Annotated in this window: 18 protein-coding genes; 5 read left to right on the forward strand and 13 right to left on the reverse strand. The window is 39.1% G+C overall.

Going from position 1 to position 24,132, the window contains the following annotated elements; translation table 11 throughout:
• Positions 1–10: 10 nt before the first annotated feature.
• From QZ738_RS02460 to QZ738_RS02495, 8 genes are all read right to left on the reverse strand, one after another.
• On the reverse strand, positions 11–2,095 hold the full coding sequence (locus tag QZ738_RS02460) for a SurA N-terminal domain-containing protein (RefSeq protein ID WP_293784039.1): 2,085 nt from the start codon (positions 2,093–2,095) through the stop codon (positions 11–13).
• A gap of 243 nt (positions 2,096–2,338) precedes the next feature.
• A complete protein-coding gene (locus tag QZ738_RS02465) occupies positions 2,339–2,911 on the reverse strand; it encodes a hypothetical protein (protein ID WP_293784042.1) in 573 nt (190 codons plus the stop codon).
• A complete protein-coding gene (locus QZ738_RS02470) occupies positions 2,911–4,224 on the reverse strand; it encodes a hypothetical protein (protein ID WP_293784045.1) in 1,314 nt (437 codons plus the stop codon). The genes QZ738_RS02465 and QZ738_RS02470 overlap by 1 nt, the downstream gene beginning before the upstream one ends.
• Complete coding sequence (locus QZ738_RS02475) at positions 4,205–4,939, reverse strand: type III pantothenate kinase (protein WP_293784048.1); 735 nt, start codon at positions 4,937–4,939, stop codon at positions 4,205–4,207. Before QZ738_RS02475 ends, QZ738_RS02470 begins: the two co-directional genes overlap by 20 nt.
• A 152-nt stretch (positions 4,940–5,091) precedes the next feature.
• On the reverse strand, positions 5,092–6,072 hold the full coding sequence (locus QZ738_RS02480; protein WP_293784051.1) for a DUF6427 family protein: 981 nt from the start codon (positions 6,070–6,072) through the stop codon (positions 5,092–5,094).
• A 694-nt stretch (positions 6,073–6,766) separates the two neighbouring features.
• A complete protein-coding gene (locus QZ738_RS02485; RefSeq protein ID WP_293784054.1) occupies positions 6,767–7,756 on the reverse strand; it encodes a glycosyltransferase family protein in 990 nt (329 codons plus the stop codon).
• 20 nt (positions 7,757–7,776) lie between these two features.
• On the reverse strand, positions 7,777–8,631 hold the full coding sequence (locus QZ738_RS02490) for a UDP-2,3-diacylglucosamine diphosphatase (protein ID WP_293784057.1): 855 nt from the start codon (positions 8,629–8,631) through the stop codon (positions 7,777–7,779).
• A 792-nt stretch (positions 8,632–9,423) separates the two neighbouring features.
• On the reverse strand, positions 9,424–11,925 hold the full coding sequence (locus tag QZ738_RS02495) for a YfhO family protein (RefSeq protein WP_293784060.1): 2,502 nt from the start codon (positions 11,923–11,925) through the stop codon (positions 9,424–9,426).
• A gap of 130 nt (positions 11,926–12,055) precedes the next feature.
• Between QZ738_RS02495 and QZ738_RS02500 the strand changes: the two genes are divergently transcribed.
• From QZ738_RS02500 to QZ738_RS02515, 4 genes are all read left to right on the forward strand, one after another.
• Positions 12,056–13,150: an alginate lyase family protein gene (locus QZ738_RS02500; protein ID WP_293784062.1), complete on the forward strand. Its 1,095-nt coding sequence runs from the start codon at positions 12,056–12,058 to the stop codon at positions 13,148–13,150.
• Between the two features lie 51 nt (positions 13,151–13,201).
• The gene (locus QZ738_RS02505) at positions 13,202–13,708 is read left to right on the forward strand and encodes a MarR family transcriptional regulator (RefSeq protein ID WP_293784064.1); all 507 of its coding nucleotides are present in this window, start codon (positions 13,202–13,204) and stop codon (positions 13,706–13,708) included.
• A 203-nt stretch (positions 13,709–13,911) separates the two neighbouring features.
• Positions 13,912–14,727, forward strand: coding sequence for a DUF393 domain-containing protein (locus QZ738_RS02510; protein WP_293784067.1), 816 nt, complete (start codon positions 13,912–13,914; stop codon positions 14,725–14,727).
• Between the two features lie 5 nt (positions 14,728–14,732).
• Positions 14,733–15,653: a TIGR01777 family oxidoreductase gene (locus tag QZ738_RS02515; RefSeq protein WP_293784070.1), complete on the forward strand. Its 921-nt coding sequence runs from the start codon at positions 14,733–14,735 to the stop codon at positions 15,651–15,653.
• Between the two features lie 605 nt (positions 15,654–16,258).
• Here QZ738_RS02515 and QZ738_RS02520 read toward each other — a convergent pair.
• From QZ738_RS02520 to uvrB, 4 genes are all read right to left on the reverse strand, one after another.
• Positions 16,259–16,507: a DUF4834 family protein gene (locus tag QZ738_RS02520; protein ID WP_293784073.1), complete on the reverse strand. Its 249-nt coding sequence runs from the start codon at positions 16,505–16,507 to the stop codon at positions 16,259–16,261.
• A gap of 131 nt (positions 16,508–16,638) precedes the next feature.
• A complete protein-coding gene (locus QZ738_RS02525) occupies positions 16,639–16,836 on the reverse strand; it encodes a YwbE family protein (RefSeq protein ID WP_293784076.1) in 198 nt (65 codons plus the stop codon).
• A gap of 49 nt (positions 16,837–16,885) precedes the next feature.
• On the reverse strand, positions 16,886–18,178 hold the full coding sequence (locus tag QZ738_RS02530; RefSeq protein WP_293784079.1) for a DUF3472 domain-containing protein: 1,293 nt from the start codon (positions 18,176–18,178) through the stop codon (positions 16,886–16,888).
• Between the two features lie 66 nt (positions 18,179–18,244).
• Positions 18,245–20,287 carry an excinuclease ABC subunit UvrB gene (gene uvrB / locus QZ738_RS02535; protein WP_293784082.1) on the reverse strand — a complete coding sequence of 681 codons (2,043 nt, stop codon included), beginning with the start codon at positions 20,285–20,287 and terminating at the stop codon, positions 18,245–18,247.
• A 195-nt stretch (positions 20,288–20,482) separates the two neighbouring features.
• Between uvrB and QZ738_RS02540 the strand changes: the two genes are divergently transcribed.
• Positions 20,483–21,643: an ATP-binding protein gene (locus QZ738_RS02540; RefSeq protein ID WP_293784085.1), complete on the forward strand. Its 1,161-nt coding sequence runs from the start codon at positions 20,483–20,485 to the stop codon at positions 21,641–21,643.
• 107 nt (positions 21,644–21,750) lie between these two features.
• Here QZ738_RS02540 and QZ738_RS02545 read toward each other — a convergent pair whose 3' ends face one another.
• A complete protein-coding gene (locus tag QZ738_RS02545) occupies positions 21,751–24,123 on the reverse strand; it encodes a M1 family metallopeptidase (RefSeq protein WP_293784088.1) in 2,373 nt (790 codons plus the stop codon).
• Positions 24,124–24,132: the final 9 nt, after the last annotated feature.

A 24,132-nucleotide genomic window follows, 5' to 3' on the forward strand; every position in this document is an offset into this window, starting at 1 on the left:
TATTTTCTAATTAATAGAATTTCACACGATTGTCTTTTATCTTGGCATTATCCTGCAAAGCCTGGAAAGCTGCTCCTAATGAACGCTGACCTATACTTAATAACATGCTTTCTTTTTGCTTAAACATGTTTGCTATTGGTGCAGGATTTGTAAATCCATCAACAGTAAATACATATACACCACGCTCACCCTGAACAGGAGCAGACAATTTACCCGGCTGCGAACCAAATACACTACCTACCAGGGCATTTTCCTGTGCAACGCCTGGAATTACCGGATTGGCAAATACCACATTCTGCACTGGATTAACCGGACGGGCAACTTTAGCCGCAACCTGATCGATACTTCCTTTACCTGCATTGGCTAACTTTTCCTTTAATTGTTTTGCTTTAACCGCATTAAGTACCATCGGTTCGATTTCTTTTTTTACATCGGCTAATGGCAAAATGCCTTTCGGACTAATGTTGGTTAAACGTGCTACCACGTAAGCATTGCTCATGGTATAAATTTCAGGTAAAACATCACCTTTATCTGCTGCGTAAGCGTCCTGGATCAGTTTGCGTGGATTATCTAAACCTGCAGCAAATCCCTGTGTGGCAACAACCTTATCTGCTACACCTACTTTTAAGCCTTTTTGGGCCGCGAATTTACTGAAATCGTTGCCTTTTACATCCGTTAGGAAATTGCTCGCTGCTTTATAGGCAGCGGCCTGTGTTTTGCTACTTGCTGCCAATGCTTTTTCTACATAAGCTAATTTAGCTACTTTAGACGAACCGATCTGTTTTTCAATTTTGATTACGTGAACGCCAAATTGAGATTTTACTACCTTAATATCTCCGGTTTTACCATCAAAGGCAGCATTTTCAAATTCAGGAACCATTGCACCACGCGCAAAAGTACCCAACTCGCCACCTTTATCTTTCGAACCATCTACACTATAGTTTTTAGCCAGTTCGGCAAAATTGCCCCCTTTTAAAATTAATCCTTTTAATGAATCAGCTAATTTAATTGCCTTATCTTCTCCGCCAACTTTAGCCGGATCGATTAAGATATGGCTTGCTTTTACAGAATCAGGAGACATACGGGTAGCCACTACTTTTACAATTTTGTATGAGTTGCCACTTAATTTGGGCCCATAGAAACTACCTGCAGGTAAAGCAAATACTGCCGAGTCAACAGCCGGATCCAATTTACCTTTAGAGATATAACTGAAAGGAACTTTCACGTCTGAATTGATTGCTGCGAAAAGTGAATCGTTTTTAGCCACCTGGAAATCAGCAGCTATTTTATCTACCTGAGCTTTGATGGCCAGTGAATCTGCTTTATTAGGGCTGATACTGAAAGTAACATATTCAAAAGCACGTGTTTCTTGTGGATTATTAAAGCGAGCTTTGTTCTGATCATAATATTCCGAATAATCAGCATCCGTTAATTTAACCGATTTATCAGGAACTGAAGCATAATCTAAACTCACATATTTAAAATTAGCCAGTTTGTTACGGTTATTATATTCATCTGTAGCTTCTAATGAAGTTACATAAACCGAATTACGGATTAGGTTAGAATATTTGGTTTGTAAGGCCTGGTTTTTAATCTCCTCCTGTAACATATTAGATTGTTGCAAAGCCTGAGGATCTTTTGATTTCAAAAAGTTCATCAGGGTAGCACGGTCTAACTGTCCGGTTTGCGGATTAGAAAAATATTGCTTGATCAACGGGCTCGGGTTTTGACCTTGTAACAAATCTAACATTTCGTCTTCTGATATGGTTAAACCTAAACGATCATACTCTTTGGTTAACAAAACTTTTGCTAACTCTGCATTCCACGCCTGGTCAACAGCCATAGCCGTCATCTGTGCATTGGCACTGCCACCATATTGTTGTTTCATCTGGTTTACACCCTGATCAACCCTTGGTCCGAACTCATCAATGTTGATGTCGTTACCATCTATAGTCCCTACAACCTTTTGATTTGCAGACCAAAAAGGCTTACCCACGTTAATTGCATCACCTACTAAAAATGCAACAATTGCAAAACCGATTGCAAAGACCAGAATATAGCCTGCACGGTTGCGCAAAAATGTCATTAATCCCATATTGTATTTATAATTTATTTAGTTCTTTTTTAAGAGGGCGCAAGATACAAAATTGCCTTAAAAAAGAAAATACAAAATTTTATTTATCAAGCACCTAATTATTAAGGGGATGGAAGAGGTATGAATGGAGGTTGGAAGATGTAAAAATGGTGGGTGGAAGGAAAGAAATTTGGCTTTGAATCTATAGATATTTGGAAGGTTTCCGATTACCTCACCCATCTTACATCTCACATGTTGGATTAATTAAGGCGCAACGCCTTCTTTCATATTCAATTCGCCATTTCCACTATCCATTTCATACGTACTAAAATCCTGTGGCGCTTTGAAGTTTATCCCTTCTCCCACGCTTCCGTCAATCCCCTTTACATACACACGCTGATTAGAATAAAAAATTTTCTTCGATTCATCCCAGATGAGTTCCTGTGAGGAAAAGGTATCACCTTTACTGCTCTTCACTACTACATTTTTCCGGAATTCCGTTTTGAGCTCATTATCTCTCCTAATGGCATAATCGCATACCAGGTTTCCATCAATAGTGCCATTGGGATTATAAAAATCGATGTTTACCCCTTTAATCATCTCCTGATAAGAACTCCCGTTAGCCGGCGTTACTTTGTCGAGTATCGGGGCAACACCTTTTGCTTTGATCCTGGCCGAATCGCTGTAAATAATATCTACACCTAAAGTCCGGTCTCGGGAGAGGATGGTTTTGTTGATCGAAACAGCATCTGCTTTTTTTAGATCGTCGTCTCCACAGGAAGCCAGAAAAAAAGGCAACATCAAAAACAGACCATATAAAAATGCTTTTGATTTCATTAATCTACACGGTACTTACGGAACCAGGTATCGTTCAAAGTAAAACCTAAATGAAAATTAATATACTGCTCTTTAACCAGGTTATTGTTTAATGTTCCCCTTTGCCCAAATTCTGTTGTAAAATTAATTTTATAAAACGCGGTACCACCATTAGCGGTAGGCAATGGGAAGCCAAAACCTAAAGATGCGCCCATTTGTTTAATATCCTGGTTACCGATTTTGATATAGGTTTTATCGTAATTAAAACCAATTCGGTAATCGATCCGTTTCATATAACTGTTATAAGAAAATGCATCCGGTGTCCATTGGCCACCTAACGATGCTCCCCAGCTATCCTGCAACCCTTGATTTACATCGTTGATAGTGGTTTTAGACCATTTGCCCATTCTGAAATCAGCACCGATTAACCAGTTATCATTTTGCTGGATAGCGATCCCAAAATTATGTGTTAAGGGTAGAGTAAGATTAGATTTTCCATTGTTCACCGTATTCAGGGTATCTGCTGCAGTACTTTCATTTCCATCCTGATCTCTGGTGTAGAGTGTAGCATAAGAAGTTAATGTTGAGTTCACTCTTCCTGAAGTACTTCCGGAGTAACCCAGGGTAACAATGGTTTTCTTGCCTAATGTAAAATCGTATTGGATGCCGTAAGAATAGCTTAATCCGGCAACACTGTTTTTGGTCTGCAATTTTGCATTATAAGAACCTACACTACTAAATTCTGTAGCCCGGGTGGTTTGAAGATTTCCAAAAATGTATTCGAGATTACCACCAATCCTTAAATGGTCGCCAAAACGATAACCATAACCCAAATAAGCTTTTGATAAACCACCTTCACCCTCATAGAGCTGATTCAAGGTGGTAGTATCAACTTTCACCGTATTCCTGTAATTATACCCCAGATCCGAATAGGGCAAAATGCCAAAGCTCAATGCCGATCTTCTGGTAACAGGAGATGCAAAAGCCAGATGACTGAAAGTAGAGTTAAAACTTGATTCGCTTAAGTTGTTCCGCGTAAGGTTAGTCACACTTGCACTCATACCAATATCAATAGTAGTTAACGAAATACCCGCATATGATGCCGGATTCTGCATATTGATGTTATTAAAGCCGGTAACTTTGCTTACCGCAGTGGAAATTCCGCCCATTGCCCTAAACTGGGGCAATAACGATCCTTTTATATTCCCAAGTCCATATCTTGAATATGGTGATGAAGTGGTAACTTGTGCCTGAGCATTTAAACCACAAACCAGAAGGAGTATGGTTGCAATATAATTTATTCTTTTGTACATTTTAATCTGCAATAGCTTCATTTAATCCTTTTAATACTAAGTAAGGATCTTTTATAATTTGAGGCGCAAAGATGCTGTTTTGTAATTGTTTATACAAAAAATTAGCATCTCCTCCTGTTATAATTACCTTCAGAGCACTTTCTTTTTTATTATTTAGGGCAATAAAGCCTTCAATTTCATTTATTATACCTTGTAAAACACCGTTTTTAATAGCCGATAAGGTGTCTGTCCCTTCCGGTATATCCTCACTTCCGTCCCAGTCTACCAACGGTAAGCGACCTGTAAATTCGTTTACTGACTTAAAACGCATTTTAATGCCCGGGCTTATACTTCCTCCAAAATACTCCTTCGAGCTACTCAAAATATCGTAAGTAATACAGGTTCCTGCATCAACCACTAAACTTGCATTTGTTGAATATAAACCATTTGCGCCCAATATAGCAGCCCACCTATCTAAACCCAGGGTAGCTGGCGTTTTATATCTGTTTTGTACGCCATTTGTTAATAAGGTTGAAAAACGGATATATTTGGTATGCTTCTTTAAAAATACCTCTAACGGCCCGATTTCCTGGTTAACACTACTGATGATAGATTTAATTGGCGAAAACTTCTCGATCAATTGAGCCAGATCCAATATTCCAATTTTATTGAAACGCTGATGGTGAACAATTTCTTTATTTGCGAAAACACCAATCTTAACTGCAAAATTTCCGATATCAATGCTTAAACTACGCATTTAAAATCTCCTGCTGCAAATAATATGTTCTTTGCAATTCCAATGAGCCCATTTTTTATCCATCTTAATTAAAACTAAAAAGCTTTAACGCTAATCATCCACAAAGCTATTAATCTTTGTTAAGTTTCGTTCTAGTTATTTGTTAAAAAAGGTTAAACAAAAAGAAAATACTGTATAGAAAGCACAAATAAAACGAACAAAGTTTCATAAAACCAACGTTTTTTGGCATTGCTGAAATAGTAGGCCAGCAGCACTGATCCCGGAGGCACACATAGCAAAAAATGCCAGGTCCTGAAATCTGGTTTGAGATAAAAACTGGCGGCAGCAATTATAAACATGAAAAACAACAGCTGAAAACTTTTTCTTGTACTGATAAAACTCCTGAAGAAATTTTCTCGGAGCTGTAGCGATGCCAATATCATGATTACCGTTACCGGGATGAGCACCAGATAATCATTATAATTGATTTTAAACACAGAAGGGAACTTATTAGCGAGTGGCCTCCAAATCTGATAAAATGAACTTAAATTGTCATTCCAGTAATAAAATACCGCCAAAAAAAAGAAAACCGTGATAAAACCGATTAAACCTGCCACCCACTCGCGCCAGTTAAACGATCTAAAAAGCAACAGTGCTAAAAAGATCATGATCAACATGGCCATAAAGGGAAAGTAGATTAACGTGCCAACCCCAATAATCATCCCGATATCAAAAATAGTGGTAATGGAATTCGCACTTTTGCCTAGTTTTAAAAACTTATCGATGATCCATATCAATAAAAAGTTGCATAACAACGCCGGACTAAGGATCATAAAAGGCATAAACAGGCTTGTTCCGGTAATAAACATCAGTCCTGGCAGGAAACTGGGTTTCGCCAATAAATTATGGTTGTTTACCACCCGGTTGAAAATTAAAGCCTGTACATAAACCAAGAGTGCCGCAATAAAAATATTGGTGTATGGGGTAAAGGCATGATCTAAATCAATATTGATCAGTAAACGCGCAAAAGGTTCTAAAAAATCAAAGTTCAGCTGATCATGCGTTTCCCGAAAAATGGCAATACGTAAAAAGAACGTGTACGCCAGCAAGAATACGAGGTTAACTGGATTTAGTTTTCTAAACTGATTAATCATGCTTTTTAAAGAGTAGACAAAGTAAAGAAAATAATTTTAGAGTAGGGAACAAAGATGAAAGCAGATAGGCTAAAGCGGAAAGGTAAAAGGCAAAAGCTTCAAGAGGAAAGTACTAAGGGATAATTTATAGTCTGATAATTATAGAATTGTCAGTCTGAACGGAGTCGAAGGCCGATTGACCGGTAAAAAGCAAAAAGGATAAAAAAGAATTCTTTTGTTTTTGAAAAGCAGATTTCTGTTCTTTTTGGTTCCGGTAGTCCTGCCATTACCGGGCACATTGCAAAAACCGTTTAAGCTTATATTCTCTGATGTATCTTTCATGGTTAAAAATGTTTGATTTAGCTAAAAGGTTCTTCACTACGTTCAGAATGACAACTGATTGGTACATTAACACGGAGATCCTTCGGGTTACGCTACCCTTGACAGTTTCAATAGAACGAACCTCATGCCCGCGCCGGGGGGAACAACGATAGTGTTTAGCGAAGCTAATCTTAATCTCCATCGCTTTAAGATTCCCAATCAAGTTGGGAATGACGATTTTCTTCAGGATATCACCCTATGAAATTTATCTATCAATCCTACTGATTTTATAACCTGTTCGATTATTGCCAAATATAACTGTTCCTTAAAATGACAAACCGATAGTGCTTCACTTTGGGCTGTCGACTCAGGACTACAGGCTCTAAACTACCAACTAAACCCTCGCGTATTTCTTCACCATATCATCAATAATCTTGGCGGTTTCATCCGGAAAATCGAACTCATGTTTTTGAGGGTTTTCCACCCAGTTTTTAACAATTGGCAGCCAGTTACGGGTACTTCCCCAAATTACAGGCAGGCCAAACTGTTTTAAAGCATAAGCATTACACTGCTGCTCAAACTGGAAACGCATGGGAGCAACCAACAGTTTTTTCTTTAAATAAAGTGCCTCGGCGGGACCTTCAAAACCACCGCCGGTAAATAAACCTTCGCAGGTAGCCAGGCTTTTATTAAACTTTTCGTTATTAACGGGCTCTACCAAAACGTTTCCTTCCTGATAAGCAACCTTGCTGTGTTTGGAAAAAACCTGCCAGGTAATTTCAGGGAGTTGTGTAAAAAGCTTTACCAGGCGTTTATCGTCGATGGCCGGAAGATAGACCGTGTAATGCCCTAAATTTTCATTTTTCAGGTTCCGGATTTCTGCCCTGATTACCGGGGTATGGATAAAGCTATCATAACGGTCAAAATGGAAACCAATGTGATATTTGGTGGGCGCATAACGGCTCAGAATAAGTTTTCCCCAATCCAAAGTTCTGGGACGGGGTACTTTTTTTGATTTAAAGGCAGCCTGATGACTTAATGATACAGATTCTATTCCCTGCAGTTTACAGGCCCATGCACTTACAGGCTCAAAATCGTTTACAATTAAATTGTAGTCTTTAAGGGGCAGTTGCTTCATGTCTTTCCTAAAGCGGAAAAGATTCATATTCAACCATGTTTTATAATGGTCTACGCCACCTTTTTTGCCAAAGATAAAACTGAAACCATGTAACTGGTATTTTACGGGCTGACTCAATTTTACATCGGCCTGCGTACCGCTTACCAAAATATCCAGTTCGCCATATTTTTGAAGTAAAGGAATAATCTCCCTTGCTCTGCTGATATGACCGTTACCTGTTCCCTGTATTGCGTAAAGTATCTTCATTTATGCCCGAATATCTAAAATTATTGGGCAATTTCATATTTTATATTCTGCAAAAGAATATTGATGTCCAGTTTGCTCTTTAAATCTTCTGCATCCGAAAGCATTCCTTCATCCAGCTGATCTTTTGTAAAATGTTGGTGTTCATACTTAAACACCGTCCAGGTTTTATCCTGGTATTCCAATGCCGTTAAACTTTCTACCCAATCACCGCTGTTCAGGTACGTTACTTTTCCGTCTGCAGTTACGATTTCGCGTTGCTCGGCCTGGTGAATATGGCCACACACTACATACTCATAACCCTTTTCAATGGCCAGTTCTGCGGCAGTTTGTTCAAAACTGTTGATAAACTTAACGGCATCTTTGAACTTGGCTTTGATTTTTTTTGAAAAGCTCATTTTCTCCTTTCCAAAAGCGGTTAATACCCAGTTTACAAAACTATTGATCAGGATGAGCGTATCATAACCAACCGCACCCAATTTAGCCAGCCATTTAGAATGCTGCATGGTCACATCAAAAACATCACCATGGAAAAACCATGCTTTTTTTCCATCCAGTTCCAAAATCAACTTATTCTGTAAATGAAATGTCCCCATTTCCATACCGTCGAATTTACGGAGCATCTCGTCGTGGTTTCCGGTAAGGTAGTGAACCTGCACCCCTTCTGAAACAAATTTCATCAGTTTGCGGATCACCTTCATATGCGATTCAGGCCAGTAACTTTTGCTAAACTGCCAGATATCAATGATATCGCCATTCAAGATTAATGTTTTGGGTTTTATGCTTTTAAGATACTTTAAAAGTTCTTTAGCATGGCAGCCATAAGTACCCAGGTGTACATCAGAGATTACGACTACATCGAGATTTCTTTTATCCATAAAAAGGAAAGTTCAGGGGAAAGGATATTAATACCGCCCGGTTTAAGCAGTTTAGAGTTAAATCAAACGTGTTACCACTCTTCTTCCTCATCGAGTTTTACCTCAAAAGGGCTGAAGAAATAAATCACAACAATTAATAAGCATACGGCAAAGAATGACTCTAACATATTACCTGATTTTCATTACAAAGATAAGACGCTGGATATCAAACAAATGTTACGACACTGTTAAATTATTATTCTATTGCACAAGGATTGTTAAAGTGAGTAATGGCTGTTAATTGGTCAGCCGCTTTCGGTTTTTCCATTTAATCAGAAAATAATCGAAATAGGGTTATTATAAATAAGCAGTTTGTAGGTCAAAATAAAGGTTATCGCAGCTTAGATTTTGAAAATGAGCGGTTTGTCTTCCTTGGCAATCACAGTCCCGCTATCGCTTATAGTCCTCGCTGCGCTCCGGGCTATTCCGCTCTATCGGGTTTAGACACAAAGGTTTATGCTTCTGCAATCCTGAAGATGAAATGCTGTTCCAGCTCAATAGCCCTGCCTTTTGCAGGTGGCATACCTGTAACGATTTCATCGGTAGCCGAAGCTAGACTGTGCTGTTTGACATCAAAAATCAGTTAGGCCGTTTATATTGATTTTTACACCATAAATTATCCCTCAGGATGATAAACCGAGAAGATATTCGCGATTCCTTATTTCCCTGGCTTGAAATCATTGGAAAAATTTGCCAAAACAAAAAACCCCGTAAGATCAAATCCCACGGGGTTATAAATTATCTAAAAAGAATTTAAGCTTTAACTACTTTCTTTTTCTTCTTTTCTTCCGAATAAAATCCAAAACCTAATCCGGCCAATAACAAGATTGATCCTGCCAAAGAGATTTTCTCTCCGGTATAATAAGATGTTGGATGGAAAATAAATTCAAGCTTGTGGTTACCAGCCTCTAATTGTGCCGCACGTAAAACGTAATCGGCCCTGAAATATGGCTTCTCCACTCCATCAACATACATTTTCCAGCCCTTATCGTAATAAATCTCCGAAAACACTGCAATTGCATCTTTCGCCGTTGAGTATTCATAAGTTAAATGATCAGGATTATAGTTGGTTAATTTGATAAAACCTTCCTGACCAGTCCCTAAACGTTTAGTATCAATCAGTTTTTTATAACTTTCGTCAACGATAGCCTCTTTTTTAGCATCAAAACTGCTGATTGCCTTCATTTCTTCATCGGCATTTTTAGCAAACTGTACACTTTGTACAAACCAGGCATTTCCCGCAGCTGTTGGGTTACGCTGCATTTTATATGATCCGTTTTGCTGATCCTGTGTAATGATGTACTTGGTATTTAACATATCAAGAACGTCTTGGTTAACACTTTTTGAAAACTGATGTTGAATAAGTTCATCAAAACGTTTCAGTTTAGCAGCGTGATAACCACCAACTGTTTTATGAAAGTTAGAGGTACTCGCATCGCTAAAAGTATTTATAGATGCATCGTACACCCTAAAATCCGGGTCTTTATCAGCCATAATAAAATTATCAACGTCTCTTGGCTTAAAGAAATCAGAAGCCGTTTTTTTGTATTCAAAGTTTTGGTTATTCAAATACCTTCGGTCTACCTGCCACATATCAACCAGAACAGCCAGCACTAACAATCCTGAAGCCAGTTGCGTGTTTAATTTTTTGGTAATAAAAGCCCAAACGATTCCGAAACCTATTAGTACAAAAAAGAATGAACGCAAAGCATCCGCACGACCTATCGCAATTCGATCTTCAACCAATCCATTGGCGATTTTTTGAGCAATGCTGGCATTATTTTGTAAAGTCTGCGTTAAAGCCTGCACAATCTGCATATGGTTTGATGCTTTAAAACTGAAAAAAAGCGTAGGGACAATGGCTACAATTAGCGCAAAGCCACCGGTAATAGCAGCAGACCAGGTTAACTTTTTGATTAATATTTTTTGCTCAATATTTCCATCCTGAATTTCCTTGATGGCTAAGATAGCCAGCATTGGAACCATTAAACCCACTACGGCCAAAATAGACTCAACCGCTCTAAACTTATTGTAAAGTGGGAAATAATCGAAAAACAGATCGCTTACCAGCGGGAAGTGACGGCCAAAAGAAAGCAACATAAATAAAACGGTAGTGGCCAATATCCACCATTTTAAACGGCTGCGAACGATAAACAATCCAAAAACAAATAAAAAGCATATAATTGCACCGAAATAGTAACCACCTTGTGTAAATGGTTTCTCTCCCCAATACTGTTGCATATTTAATTGTCCGCCCAGCTGTTGCATAGCTTGTGTGGTTTGGGCAGGGTCGCCCCCTGTAACTTCGGCTACAGCCTTATACATATTACCTTCAGGATTCACCAATTTATCTACGCCTGATGCACCTCCATATAAATCAGGAATCAAAAAGGTAAAGCTTTCGCCAACACCCTGGCTCCATTGATAGGCATATTCTTTTGACATGCCCGAACCTTTTTCAGCAGTTTCGGTAGCCGTTAAATTAGATTTACCACGGTTGGTTTCTTTTGCGTATTCTGCTGTAGACCACAATAAACTTGCGTTAATCATAATTGCAATAGCGACCGAAAAAGCAAGAAAACCGAACGATTTTAACAGGGTTGGTATGGTTTTGTTGTTAAATGCCTGGTAAAATTCTACAATGACGAATATAAAAATAGCCAGCATCAGATAGTATGTCATCTGAACGTGATTGGTCCTGATCTCAAGAGCTAAAAATAATGCCGTTAAACTCGCTCCATACCAATATTTACCCCTTAAGGTGAGCAGGATACTCGCTATTATCGGCGCGAAGAAACCAATAGCCAATGCCTTACTGCTATGTCCGCTGGCAATTAAAACAAAGTTGTACATGGTAAATGTAAAGGCAATTGCACCTGCGGCAGCCAGCCATGGATTAACCTTTAATACAACAAATAGAAAATATGCACCCAATAGTAGCAGCAGAACTGTACCTGTTGGGTTAGGTAAGGCTTTTGTGATTAGCGCAATTCCGTAAGTAGCCCCGTTATAGGCATATGGCACCCAAATTTGATAAGCAGGCATACCACCAAACATCTGGTTGGTCCAGAGTGGTGCTTTCCCATCTTTTTCTTTAAAGTCCATAATTTCCTTTTGCATCGCCTGCGATTGGATCACATCGCTTTGCGCTGGGGCTTTACCTACCAAAACAGGACTGAAGTAGGCAAAAGTAATGACTACAAAAAATGCAATAATGGCCAAGTGAATGCCATTTTTATTAAACCAGTTATTCATTAAGGTTTGTTTAAGTTTAAACGAACGTCAAAAATAAAAAATTGGGCGGTATAAAAAAGCAATAAATGAAATGCATGCTGAATAAAAAATTAGTTTTGTTATAAAGAATGAAAAATTTAACCTGTTTATTATGAGAAAGTTTGTTGTGACGATAGCGCTTGCTACCCTATCTTTTTCTTCGTTTGCCCAGATTATAAGTTTAAATAACGATGAAATAAATAAGCTAAAAACGCAGATCAAAAATGATGGGCAAACCAAAAAACTATACCAGAGCTTTGAAAAGGCGGCGTTAAACGATCTAAATGAAACACCCAACCCAATTGATACCATCCGAACGGAAGGATTATTAAAAGGGAATCCTCAAAAAGAGAGGACCAGGCTGGCACTGGAAGACATGAACAAAATGTTTATACTGGCCCTACAATACCGCCTTACTGATGACCGAAAATATTTAAACAAATGTGCAGAATTTCTTGGTGCATGGGCCAAAATCAACAAGCCAAATGGCGATCCTATTGATGATACCAATTTGGATAAAGCGATTGAAGCTTACGACCTGATTAAAAATGACCTATCCAGCGCAGATAAAAAACAGGTTGAACAATGGTTAACTGAAACGGCATGGGCAGAAATAAACAGCAAGCGAATGAAAGCTGGAAGAGCTACTGCCATTAATAACTGGAACGCGCACCGTTTAAAAGAAGTTGGTGAAATCGGTTACACTTTAAACAATCAGGATTTTATTAAATGGACCATCGATAATTTAAAAAGCCACATTAATATCAATTTAAATCCTGATGGCACAAGTTTAGATTTTAAAGAGCGTGATGCCATGCATTACCATATTTATGACCTGGAACCGATGTTAAAGCTGGCCATTATGATTGATAGGGCAAAGGGACCTAACTTTTACACTTATCAGTCGCCAAGAGGATCTTCAATCAAAAAATCAGTAGAATGGTTGATTCCGTATATCAATTTTGAAAAGCAACATGAAGAATATGTAAACACAACCGTTAAATTCGACCGGGAACGGGCCAAAAACAATGAGCCTGGATTTGCTGCAGGAACCATGTTTAAACCGGATCTGGCTTTACCTGTTTTAAAAAAATCTGTGTATTTCGATAGAAAACAGGCCGATCTATTGAAAAGCGTAAATAAGAATGAGACCGACTGGCAGATGGTATTAGATGAAATTCAACATGAAAGCAAACTTACGAAATAAATAAAGTTTCAATAATTTTTGAAAGTTTAAAAATAATATTTATATTTGATTATGGAATTGGCAGCAGCGAAATTAAAATTTATAGAAGCCTGGGGCAAACTAGGCTCAGAATGGGGAATTAACCGCACCATGGCCCAGGTACATGCCTTATTATTAATTTCTCCTGAAGCATTGACCACAGAAGAAATTATGGATGCACTTAGCATTTCAAGGGGAAATGCCAATATGACCCTCCGCGATCTAATTGGATGGGGCCTGATTGAAAAGCAGCATAAAGCGGGCGAACGTAAGGAATACTTTTTTGCCGATAAGGATGTTTGGAATATTGCACGTCAGGTAGCTAAAGAACGCAAAAAAAGAGAATTAGAGCCTGTATTAAAAGTTTTAAATGAGCTATCAAGTGTAGTGGGCGACGAAAAAGATCCGGAATATAAAACGTTTAAAAAATCAGTAAACGATATTAACAAACTTGCGGTAAACGTTGATAAAACTTTAGAAACGATGCTTAAAGCTGAAGAAAACTGGTTTTGGGGCTCAATATTGAAGGTATTTAAATAAATTGGGAAGGGGGAGGTGTAGGATTTGAGTAACTAGCAGTAAGATAAAAGTAGCAAGTATCAAAATAGATTTACTTTATAAGTTAAATGTTAAACCCTAAACCATACACCCTAAACCTCATCCAAAAGGCCTAACCAATTGTTTGGCTTTATTTTTTAACGAAAACTTTCATTTTTTACTGAAAATACTAAAAATTAAATAAAATGAGAACGCTTAAAAACCACGTGATTTTATTTGACAATGAGTGTCCGATGTGTTATGCCTATACCAAAGCTTTTGTCAAAACAGGAATGTTGTCACAAAAAGGCAGGGAGGCTTACCAGAAAATGCCATCAAACATTTGTCCACTGGTAACTCACCAAAGGGCGGCCAATGAAATTGCCCTGGTGAATACCGAAACCGGCGAAGTTACTTATGGCATCAAGAGTTTGTTCAAAATTATTGCACACGCCATGCCCTTTTTTAAGCCTTTATTTTTGTTTAGTCCCTTTATTTATTTGATGCAAAAACTTTATGCATTCATTTCTTACAACCGCAAAGTGATCATCCCAGTTGCAGTTAAGAAGAATAGTTTACAACCCTCTTTTAAACGCCATTACCGCATTGCCTTCCTGACTTTCACCTGGATTATCACGGCCTATATATTAACTAATTATGCGCACCTGCTTACCGGTTTTGTACCACTAGGCGGCAAATACCGTGAATATTTAATCTGTGGCGGCCAGTTGTTTTTTCAGGGTGCGATCATTAGTTTTTATAAAAAAGAAAAACTCTGGGATTATTTAGGGAACATGATGACCATTTCCTTTGCAGGTTCGCTTTTACTCTTGCCTGTTATAGTGCTGGCAAGATACATCGACTTTGAGTCATTATTTTTTTTATTATGCTTTTTAATGGTTGCGGGACTGATGTTTTTGGAACATATCCGCAGGAGTAAGGTATTAAAGCTGGGCTGGTTGATGAGCGTGACCTGGGCACTCTACCGCCTAATTGTTTTGGGTTTAATCTTTATTTTATAACGATCATGAAATACGGAAAAATTGTACTTGCCGGCGGAAACGGCTATCTGGGTGGCATACTTTCAACATATTTTAGCAGCAGGGCAGATGAAGTGATTGTTTTGGCCAGAAAGCCACATGCTAAAAAAGGCAATATTAAAACATTGGTTTGGGATGGTAAAACCATTGATAATTGGACCCTTGGTTTATCTGGAGCAGATCTCCTGGTTAACCTTTGCGGCAAAAATGTAAACTGCAGGTATACTGAAAAAAACAAAAAGGAAATTTTTGATTCCAGATTGATCCCCACTCAATTATTAGGAAAAGTGGTTGAAAAAATGAAAAATCCACCAAAATGCTGGATCAATATCACTTCTGCCACTATTTATCGCCATGCAGAAGACCACACACAGGATGAATTTACTGGCGAAATTGGTAAAGGGTTCTCTGTTGAGGTATGCAAAACCTGGGAAACTTGCTTTTTTGAAACCCACACACCCAATACCCGAAAAATAGCCCTTAGAATGGGCATTGTTTTAGGTCTGAAAGATGGAGCATTTCCACGATTACTTAATCTGGTGAAACTGGGTATGGGTGGTAAACAGGGCAAGGGGCAACAATACATGAGCTGGATCCACGAAAAGGACGCCGCCAGAAGTATCGAATGGTTGCTCAATCATCCGGAAATGGAAGGAACTGTAAACTGCACAGCGCCAGAGGCGATTGAAAACCATGTTTTCATGCGCAGCATCAGAAAGGCCTTTGGTCGCAGTTTTGGATTGCCTGCTCCGGCCTGGCTATTGGCCATTGGTGCAAAAATTATTGGAACGGAAACGGAACTGATTTTAAAAAGCAGGTGGGTTAAACCAACGTTACTTTTAAACAGTGGATTTGAATTTAAATACCCGAACATCCAAGGAGCTGTTGAAGATATTTTAAAAAATTAAATTTTAGCCCGCCGAAAACCTAACATAGAGGCTATACAATAATTACAAAAACTATCCTAGGGGATAATTTATTTTGTATAAATCAATATGGTTGCCAGTAGCATCAATAGAAATGATCCCTTCCAAAAGATCGTCATTGCGAGAAGGCTTTTTCAGCCGACGAAGCAATCTTTATAGCAAGGACCATTAACTAGAAAGATTGCTTCGTCGTTCCTCCTCGCAATGACGACTCATTTTTTTAAAATCTGTAAATGGTAGAAGTTAGCATTTTTCAAATACATTGGAGGACTGATGAGCGATTTGCAATTTGAAAGAGTATCTCTTGCTTGTTATCAATCCCATAAAATATCTGTCATTGATAGCGTAGCCCAAGGACCTTTTTAAAATATTTAAATGCATTTAGATATTTCGCCAAGCTCAGTACATGCTAAGTTCAACGAGACAAATTAGAAGTAAAATTCAATTATAGTAGCCTGCATTTTACATTTTCAATAAGACCCTGAAATAAATCCGGTGGCTATCGGATCAGGGTGACGATGACGCAGGAAGAACTGACAGCAGCCCTACCTTAATAAAAAACCCTGAATCAGGTTCAGGGTTTAATTTTATTTCACTTCTTCGTAATCTACAAAGTCGCCGAGTTTATCTGTTTTACTTTGATCGGGTTTTGGCGGCATGTAATCTATTGAAATAGAACCTTCAGGTTTCGATCGCCGCTGTTGTTGCTGCCCCGTAGCCTGACTCTGCATTTTGCTGGCCAGGTTATTAAACAGCATAGGTAAAATCAGCCTGATCAACATTCTGATTAGCCAAAGTACCAATATTGTAATAAAAATGAATTTTATTAATCCCATGCTTTAAATTACTATTGTTACAAATATAGACGTCGTAACATTTATTTTGTTACTTCTTAAGCTTTTAATTGCAATCCAATTACAAATACAGTACGCAAATAAGACTATAAAGGTTTTAATCATTACGATTCTTAATCTTCAATAATTTCAGCTACGCGTCCAACCTGGCCATCTTCAAGCCTCACTTTTATCCCTCTGGAATGATATGCGGATGAAGTAAGCAGGTCTTTCACCACGCCATAGGTGATGTTTCCAGATCGCTGATCTTTTTTCAATATGATTCCGACTGATAAGCCCGGATAAATATCTTTTCTATTTTGACCGTCCATGTGTACTGTAAATAATTAACCACTCAAATTTCCATAATAATTTCGAGTGTTATGGTAGTTTACTGAAATCTATTTCCGGTTTTCTCCCGGCGGAAGCTCTGTTAAGGATTTTTCCGGGTTTGGTATAATCATTAAAGAAACCACCGTTTTTTAGATAAAACATTCCTTTTTCAGTCCCTCCCTGATAATCCATCCGGTATCCTCTTGCTCCTGTATCATCAGTGGTAAAACGTGCAGATTTTAGTTCGGTCCATGTACCCTTATCGTCACAAATCCATTGGTTATCGAACAACACTTTTCGCGACAGATTTCCTTGATCTGGTGAAAAGTTCTCTAAAAAGGAATGGAAGCGTTTTAAATAGGTTTTAGTTTGCGGCCTTGTAAAACTGGCGATCAATTGCCATTTGTTGGTTTCTGGACCAAAGAAATAAGCGGTATAAGTAGTGGAGCTATCTTTTCCGGGTAGTCCATGCAATAAGAACTTATACGCATTTCCTGCTTTCCACATATAGTTCAGGTAACTCTGCCCTCCTGATCCTTCATTACCAAATTCTCCTGTGTGCACACCTTCGCCTTTCCTGAGCATTTTTATCTTTTGCGATTCCGGAATACTTTTAGGGTCGTCAGTATTGAAAGGACTCCATACTGAAAATAAGATATGTCGCTCTGTCGGGCTATTTACCTGCATACCGAAGTAACCTTCGCCAAAGCCAGTCGCCATAAAATAAGATCCCGTGTTATCTTCACCCTTTGGCACCGTTACTTCGTTGTAATACCACGCAGCATTTACATTTTCAGGCTGTTGATAATTTAGGTGAACCGAGGGTCCGCGTCTGCCCCAATAAAAAAAATTGCCTTCATTGTTTTTAACGTAAGCGGTCTGGCCTTCAATAGCAGTACCACCGATGTTAAGGTTTTGAATGGAAGGGAATTTGCCCGCGCTTTTGCTTATTCCTTTGATGGTTATCGCCACGTAACCTGTATCCTGAATGTTCCATTCGCCAATGTTACGCTCAAAGGGCTTGAGTTCCTCTAAACTAATCTTTTTGGGTTGATTATTAATGGAGAATTCTAAGGTTGACAGCCCTTCTACAACAGGTTTATTGCCAAACGAAATAACCAGCGTACCAGGCTTTGAAACCCGGAGGTAAGCCGTAAAATGTTCCTTTGGGTCAGACCAGTTGGTAATTCCCCCGTTGGATAATGTTCTTTCAGCATCTTGATGTAAAGAACTGTAGGCATTGCCTCCAAGTGGAAGGGAAATTGCCGGAGCATTTTGGGCATGGCTTTTTAGTCGCAAGGCGACAAGTACCATCAGCGCAAGTAGTTTTAGAACTTTCATTTGATAATTTTAAGGCCCTTTTATCGAAAATAGCTCCAGCTAAAATCATGCTATCAAACCAAATCTTTATTTGGCGAATTTTTCGTTAAACATTTTCTCCAGCGCAAACATTTCATCACGGAGCTTTGCAGCCTGTAAAAAGTCCATATCCTTTGCGGCTTTCTGCATATCCTTACGGGTGTTATCAATTGCCCTCTGCAGTTCTGCCTTACCCATATACTGTACAATTGGATCGGCGGCAATACTGATTTCAGCATTTTCCACATAGGCTTTTGCTTTATTATCACTTGCTTTTTGCGAGAAATCGAGTACTGAGGTCTGTTCTAAAATTGCTTCTCTCGATTTGCCGACAGTTTTGGGTACAATTCCATTTTCAAGGTTATAGGCAATCTGTATATCCCTGCGCCTGTTGGTTTCGGAGATGGTTTTTTCCATACTTTCTGTAATGCCATCCGCATACATAATTACCCGGCCACGATCATTACGTGCAGCACGGCCGATGGTTTGGATGAGCGATTTTTCAGACCGCAAGAAACCTTCTTTATCTGCATCTAAAATCGCTACCAGTGTAACTTCCGGCAAATCCAAACCTTCCCGTAAAAGGTTAATTCCTACCAAAACATCAAATTCGCCCAGGCGTAAACCGCGCAGAATTTCTACCCTTTCTAAAGTTTTAATTTCGGAATGGATATACCTGGTTTTGATGTTTAAGCGATCGAGATATTTGGTCAACTCTTCAGCCATACGTTTAGTTAACGTAGTGACCAATACCCGTCCGCCGTCTTTTATCGTAATATCTATTTCATCCAAAAGATCGTCAACCTGGTTAATGGCAGGCCTGATCTCTATAACAGGATCCAACAACCCGGTTGGCCTGATTACCTGTTCTACGACCACCCCTTCTGATTTCTCCAGTTCATATTCTGCCGGAGTAGCACTTACATAAATGGTTTGTGGCGCAAGGGCTTCGAACTCGTTAAAGTTTAAGGGCCTATTATCCAGTGCGGCCGGTAAACGGAATCCATATTCAACCAAAGATAATTTTCTTGACCGGTCTCCTCCGTACATGGCCCTGATCTGCGGAACGGTTACGTGGCTTTCGTCAATGACCATTAAATAATCATCAGGAAAATAATCCAGCAAACAGAAAGGCCGCATCCCGGGCTGTCTCCCATCAAAGAAACGGGAATAATTTTCAATACCCGAACAATAACCCAATTCTTTCATCATTTCAATATCGAAATTGGTCCGCTCTTCCAGTCTTTTGGCTTCCAGTAGATGCCGATCGGCAATTAACTGGTTTTTACGGATTTCCAGTTCTTCCTGTATCCCCCAAATGGATTGATTGAACCTGTCTTTTGGCGTTACAAAAAGGTTAGCTGGATAAATGGCCATATCTTCCAGTTTTTCGAGGGTTTTGCCCGAAACAGGATCAATGGCTGTAAGTTCCTCAATATCATCCCCAAAAAAAGAGATGCGGTAGGCATGATCCAGATAGGCAGGAAAAACATCAACAGTATCGCCTTTTACCCTAAATGTTCCCCGTTTAAAATCTGTTGTGGTTCTGGAATATAAAATTTCTACCAAACTATGCAAAAATGCATTTCTCGAAATCCGCAGCCCTACACCAAAGCGAAAAACCATCCGGGAAAAATCTTCAGGATTACCCATACCATAAATGCAGGATATGGATGATACAACAATAACATCCCGTCTGCCACTCATTAAAGCTGAAGTGGTACGCAACCGAAGTTTTTCTATTTCCTCGTTTATACTCAGGTCTTTTTCGATATAGGTATTGCTCGAAGCAATAAAGGCTTCCGGCTGATAATAATCATAGTAGGAAACAAAGTAATTTACCGAATTTTCTGGAAAGAAGTTTTTAAACTCACCATAAAGCTGAGCAGCCAGGGTTTTATTGTGACTTAAAATTAAAGTGGGCTTTTGGGTCTGTTCAATTACATTGGCTATCGTAAATGTTTTTCCTGACCCGGTTACGCCCAGTAAGGTTTGATAATGTTCATTAGCGTTTACACCATCTACCAGCTGTTGTATTGCATTGGGCTGGTCTCCGGTAGGTTTATATTCTGAAGTGATTTTAAATTTCATGAGTATATCAAATATACGATTTAGGGTTAAACAGTAAAACAGGCGAAAGTCAAGAAAGTTGGAGATTGATCAATTTACAACCCTTAACTAATTCGACAAAAACTATAATATCGATTTAAAGCGCCTAAACAAGTTCAAACCTAGTAAACCGAAAGTTTAATTTTCGATTTACTAGGTTTGTACCTATATTTGTGAATGTTAATTATCAGAAATCTTGCAACCCAGTTAAGAAACAGACTTAAAAAATCTCCTGCTATTGCTATTCTTGGGCCACGACAAGTTGGAAAAACGACATTGGCAAAAGATTTAAGCCATGATTACGTCTACCTTGATATGGAAAATCCAAGGGACGTTGCTAAACTACAGGATGCTTACACTTTTCTCGAAAGCCTCCAAGATCATACAGTAATTATTGATGAGGTACAGTTATTACCTTCATTATTTTCTTTATTACGCCCATTGATTGATGCTAAAAGAACCCCGGGGAGATTTATTTTGTTAGGCTCTGCTTCACCGGAATTGGTCAAAGGAGTTTCTGAAACACTTGCTGGTAGAATTTCTTATCATGAATTATGTCCCATCGGACTAACTGAACTACCGGATAACATAGATTTCGAACAACACTGGTTTCGGGGCGGATTTCCAGAATCCCTACTATCAGAAAACGACTCGATTAGTAAAGAGTGGATTGATGATTTTATTGTAAGTTATGTAGAAAGAGATTTAGCCAAGATGTTTGGTGTAGATTTAGCCCCTATGCTACTTAGGAACTTCTGGAGTATGCTTGCCCATTTAAATGGAAATTTATTTAATGGCGAATCTTTTGCGAGATCACTAGGCGTTAGCGCGCCCACCGTAAACCGTTATTTAGATTTTTTAGAGGGAGGTTTTTTGATCAGACGATTACAGCCATGGTTTGTTAACGCAAAAAAACGGTTAATTAAGTCGCCTAAAACATATATAAGGGATACGGGAATTCTTCATCGCCTATTAAATATTCCAGGTTATAGCGATCTTTTTGGCCACCCTGCCGTGGGCGCATCCTGGGAAGGATATGTCATTGAACAGATTTATCAAACGAAAGCCAAACAGATTGATCTTTTCTTTTACCGGACACAAACCGGAGCAGAATGTGATCTAATCCTCGTTCAGGGCATTACACCAATAGTCTGTATTGAAATTAAACTGTCGAATGCGCCTTCAGTATCAAAAGGCTTTATCAGCTGTATAAAGGATCTGGAGCCGAAGTATAAATACATCATTACGCCAAAAAGCGAAACTTACCCGTCATCAAATGATATAATAGTAACCAACCTGAAAAATTTTCTGTTGAATATCTTGCCTCAGATTCAATAAGAAACTCCCCGCCGAATGTTCAACGGGGAGTTTGATAAGTTTCTTTATCCTAAAGCTTTAAGATTCCCGATCAAGTTGGGAATGACGATCGGTTAAATCATGATACATTATTTCCCAGTAGCAGCCTGCATTGGGTTTTTACCAACTGATTGGCCTCTTACGGCGCCACCAGCTTTTGCCTTATATACTTTGAACTTACTTTCTTTTGCCTTACCGCCCCAGGTATTGTTAGCAGTGTCAATATCTGCGGTTTCGCGTAACGGATCAATTAAAATTGATGCCACTTCTTTGTTTTTAACATAGAATTTAGAAGTTTTAAGTTCATTGTGTCTCCAGATTTGTGCAGGGATACGGTCTATTTCTTTTGTTCCATCTTTATAAGTAAATTCTACAATGATTGGCATCACCAAACCACCTTTATTGCTAAAGCTCAATTCGTATAAAAACTGGTTGGCATATTTACTTTGATCGGCCTCTGCAACGGGTTCCACAGGTGGTGTCATATCCATTTTCGTTGCTACAGTGGTATCAACAGTTACCAGACCTCTATCGTATTTATAATAAAAATCCTGAGCCGCTGTATTTTTATCTACATAGAAGCTGATTTTTTTGTCTTCGCGGTTTCTGATTTTAGAAATATCCTCAAAAGCATTTACGGCAGGCCTATCAATTTTCACCATTCTTGCCCTGGCAGCAGGAACTTCTTTAGGAAAATCAGCTTTTGCAAATTTCACGCTATCTAAAGATATATCGCACGGATCAGTTCCGTAAAACCATCCTCTCCAAAACCAATCCAAATCTTCGCCACTGGCATCTTCCATGGTACGGAAAAGATCAGCAGGTTGAGGGTGTTTAAAGGCCCATCTTCTCGAATATTCCTTAAATGCATAATCGAAAAGTTCTCTGCCCATAATCGTTTCGCGGAGAATGTTTAATCCCGTAGCCGGTTTGGAATAGGCGTTTGGACCAAAACGTGCGATATTTTCAGAATTGGTCATAATGGGCTCCAGCTCATCTTTGGGCAGTTTCATGTAATCAACAATGGTGTAGGCAGGTCCTTTTTTACTTGGAAACTTATTATCCCACAGTTCTTCGGTTAAGTACTCTACAAAAGAATTTAGTCCTTCATCCATCCAGGTCCACTGGCGCTCGTCGCTATTTACAATCATTGGAAAAAAGTTATGCCCAACTTCATGAATAATTACCCCTAACATGCCGTTTTTTGTGCTTTCGCTATAGGTACCATCTGCATCAGTACGGCCATAATTAAAACAGATCATCGGATATTCCATTCCATTTGCGGCTTCGATACTTTGTGCAACGGGATAAGGATACGGGATGGTGAAATCTGAATAGGTTTTAATGGTATGTGCCACTGCACGTGTAGAAAATTTACTGTATAGGTTGTAAGCTTCTTTTCCATAAAAACTCATACACATTACAGTGTTGTTATTGGCCTGAATTTTTTGAGGCATGGCATCCCAGATAAATTTACGGGAAGAGGTCCAGGCAAAATCGCGGACATTGTTTGCATTAAAAACCCAGGTTTTTTTAGCTGTAGACTTTTTGGTTTCTGCCAGTTTAGCTTCAGCCAAAGTTTGAATTTCTATAGGTGCCGCAGCCGTTTTTGCAGCATTATACCGGCTTAACTGTGTTGGGCTTAACACAGCACTATAATTAATACACTCTCCGGTTGAACCCACCAGGTGGTCTGCCGGAACAGTCATTTGCACCTTAAAATCGCCAAAAGTTAAGGCAAATTCACCTCTACCTGTAAACTGATGGTTCTGCCACCCCTGAAAATCGCTGTATACACATAAACGTGGGTACCACTGGGTCATGGTAAACAGGTAGTTTCCATCCCCTGGAAAAAACTCATAACCACCGCGACCTCCAACACTCATCCTGTCGGATATTTTATAGTTCCAATTGATGTTGAAGATGAATTTCTGCCCGGTTTTTAACGCTACCGGCAAATCAATTCTCATCATGGTTTTGTTAACCGTATAAGGCAGGCTTTTGCCGGCCGCATCCGTTAATTTGGTAATATTGATGCCATAGCCATTGTTGCCTGTTGCACTTAACTGATCTAAAGTTTTGGTGGTGCCTACTGCGGGCATTTTTGTCGCATCCTGGTAGTTTGCGTTTTTGTCTGTGCTATGCTCATTCTCATCAAGCTGCAGCCAGATATAAGTTAAAGGGTCAGGAGAGTTGTTGGTATAGGTGATGGTTTCAGCGCCTGTTAACAACAGATTTTTTTCATCCAGCTCACATTTGATATTATAATCGGCACGCTGCTGCCAATATTTTACACCAGGCGCCCCACTGGCGGTACGCTGTTCGTTTGGGGTAGGTAAAATAGTACCCAGCTGCTCAAACTTATTCCCATGGTTACTGCCAGGGTTATTCTGAATATTCTGAGCGATAGCCAAACTTCCGGAGAAGAAGAGCAGGCCGGTTAAAATAAATAGTTTATTCATTGTATATTT

This window comes from uncultured Pedobacter sp. (assembly GCF_913776295.1).
Taxonomy (GTDB): Bacteria; Bacteroidota; Bacteroidia; order Sphingobacteriales; family Sphingobacteriaceae; genus Pedobacter.

Coding starts and splice junctions, on each gene's coding strand:
- QZ738_RS02490 (WP_293784057.1), bottom strand. CDS start 8,631: ATGGATAAAAGAAATCTCGATGTAGTCGTAATCTCTGATGTACACCTG.
- uvrB (WP_293784082.1), bottom strand. CDS start 20,287: ATGAAATTTAAAATCACTTCAGAATATAAACCTACCGGAGACCAGCCC.
- QZ738_RS02520 (WP_293784073.1), bottom strand. CDS start 16,507: ATGGGATTAATAAAATTCATTTTTATTACAATATTGGTACTTTGGCTA.
- QZ738_RS02500 (WP_293784062.1), top strand. CDS start 12,056: ATGAGAAAGTTTGTTGTGACGATAGCGCTTGCTACCCTATCTTTTTCT.
- QZ738_RS02465 (WP_293784042.1), bottom strand. CDS start 2,911: ATGAAATCAAAAGCATTTTTATATGGTCTGTTTTTGATGTTGCCTTTT.
- QZ738_RS02510 (WP_293784067.1), top strand. CDS start 13,912: ATGAGAACGCTTAAAAACCACGTGATTTTATTTGACAATGAGTGTCCG.
- QZ738_RS02475 (WP_293784048.1), bottom strand. CDS start 4,939: ATGCGTAGTTTAAGCATTGATATCGGAAATTTTGCAGTTAAGATTGGT.
- QZ738_RS02480 (WP_293784051.1), bottom strand. CDS start 6,072: ATGATTAATCAGTTTAGAAAACTAAATCCAGTTAACCTCGTATTCTTG.
- QZ738_RS02525 (WP_293784076.1), bottom strand. CDS start 16,836: ATGGACGGTCAAAATAGAAAAGATATTTATCCGGGCTTATCAGTCGGA.
- QZ738_RS02545 (WP_293784088.1), bottom strand. CDS start 24,123: ATGAATAAACTATTTATTTTAACCGGCCTGCTCTTCTTCTCCGGAAGT.
- QZ738_RS02460 (WP_293784039.1), bottom strand. CDS start 2,095: ATGGGATTAATGACATTTTTGCGCAACCGTGCAGGCTATATTCTGGTC.
- QZ738_RS02505 (WP_293784064.1), top strand. CDS start 13,202: ATGGAATTGGCAGCAGCGAAATTAAAATTTATAGAAGCCTGGGGCAAA.
- QZ738_RS02470 (WP_293784045.1), bottom strand. CDS start 4,224: ATGAAGCTATTGCAGATTAAAATGTACAAAAGAATAAATTATATTGCA.
- QZ738_RS02530 (WP_293784079.1), bottom strand. CDS start 18,178: ATGAAAGTTCTAAAACTACTTGCGCTGATGGTACTTGTCGCCTTGCGA.
- QZ738_RS02540 (WP_293784085.1), top strand. CDS start 20,483: ATGTTAATTATCAGAAATCTTGCAACCCAGTTAAGAAACAGACTTAAA.
- QZ738_RS02485 (WP_293784054.1), bottom strand. CDS start 7,756: ATGAAGATACTTTACGCAATACAGGGAACAGGTAACGGTCATATCAGC.
- QZ738_RS02495 (WP_293784060.1), bottom strand. CDS start 11,925: ATGAATAACTGGTTTAATAAAAATGGCATTCACTTGGCCATTATTGCA.
- QZ738_RS02515 (WP_293784070.1), top strand. CDS start 14,733: ATGAAATACGGAAAAATTGTACTTGCCGGCGGAAACGGCTATCTGGGT.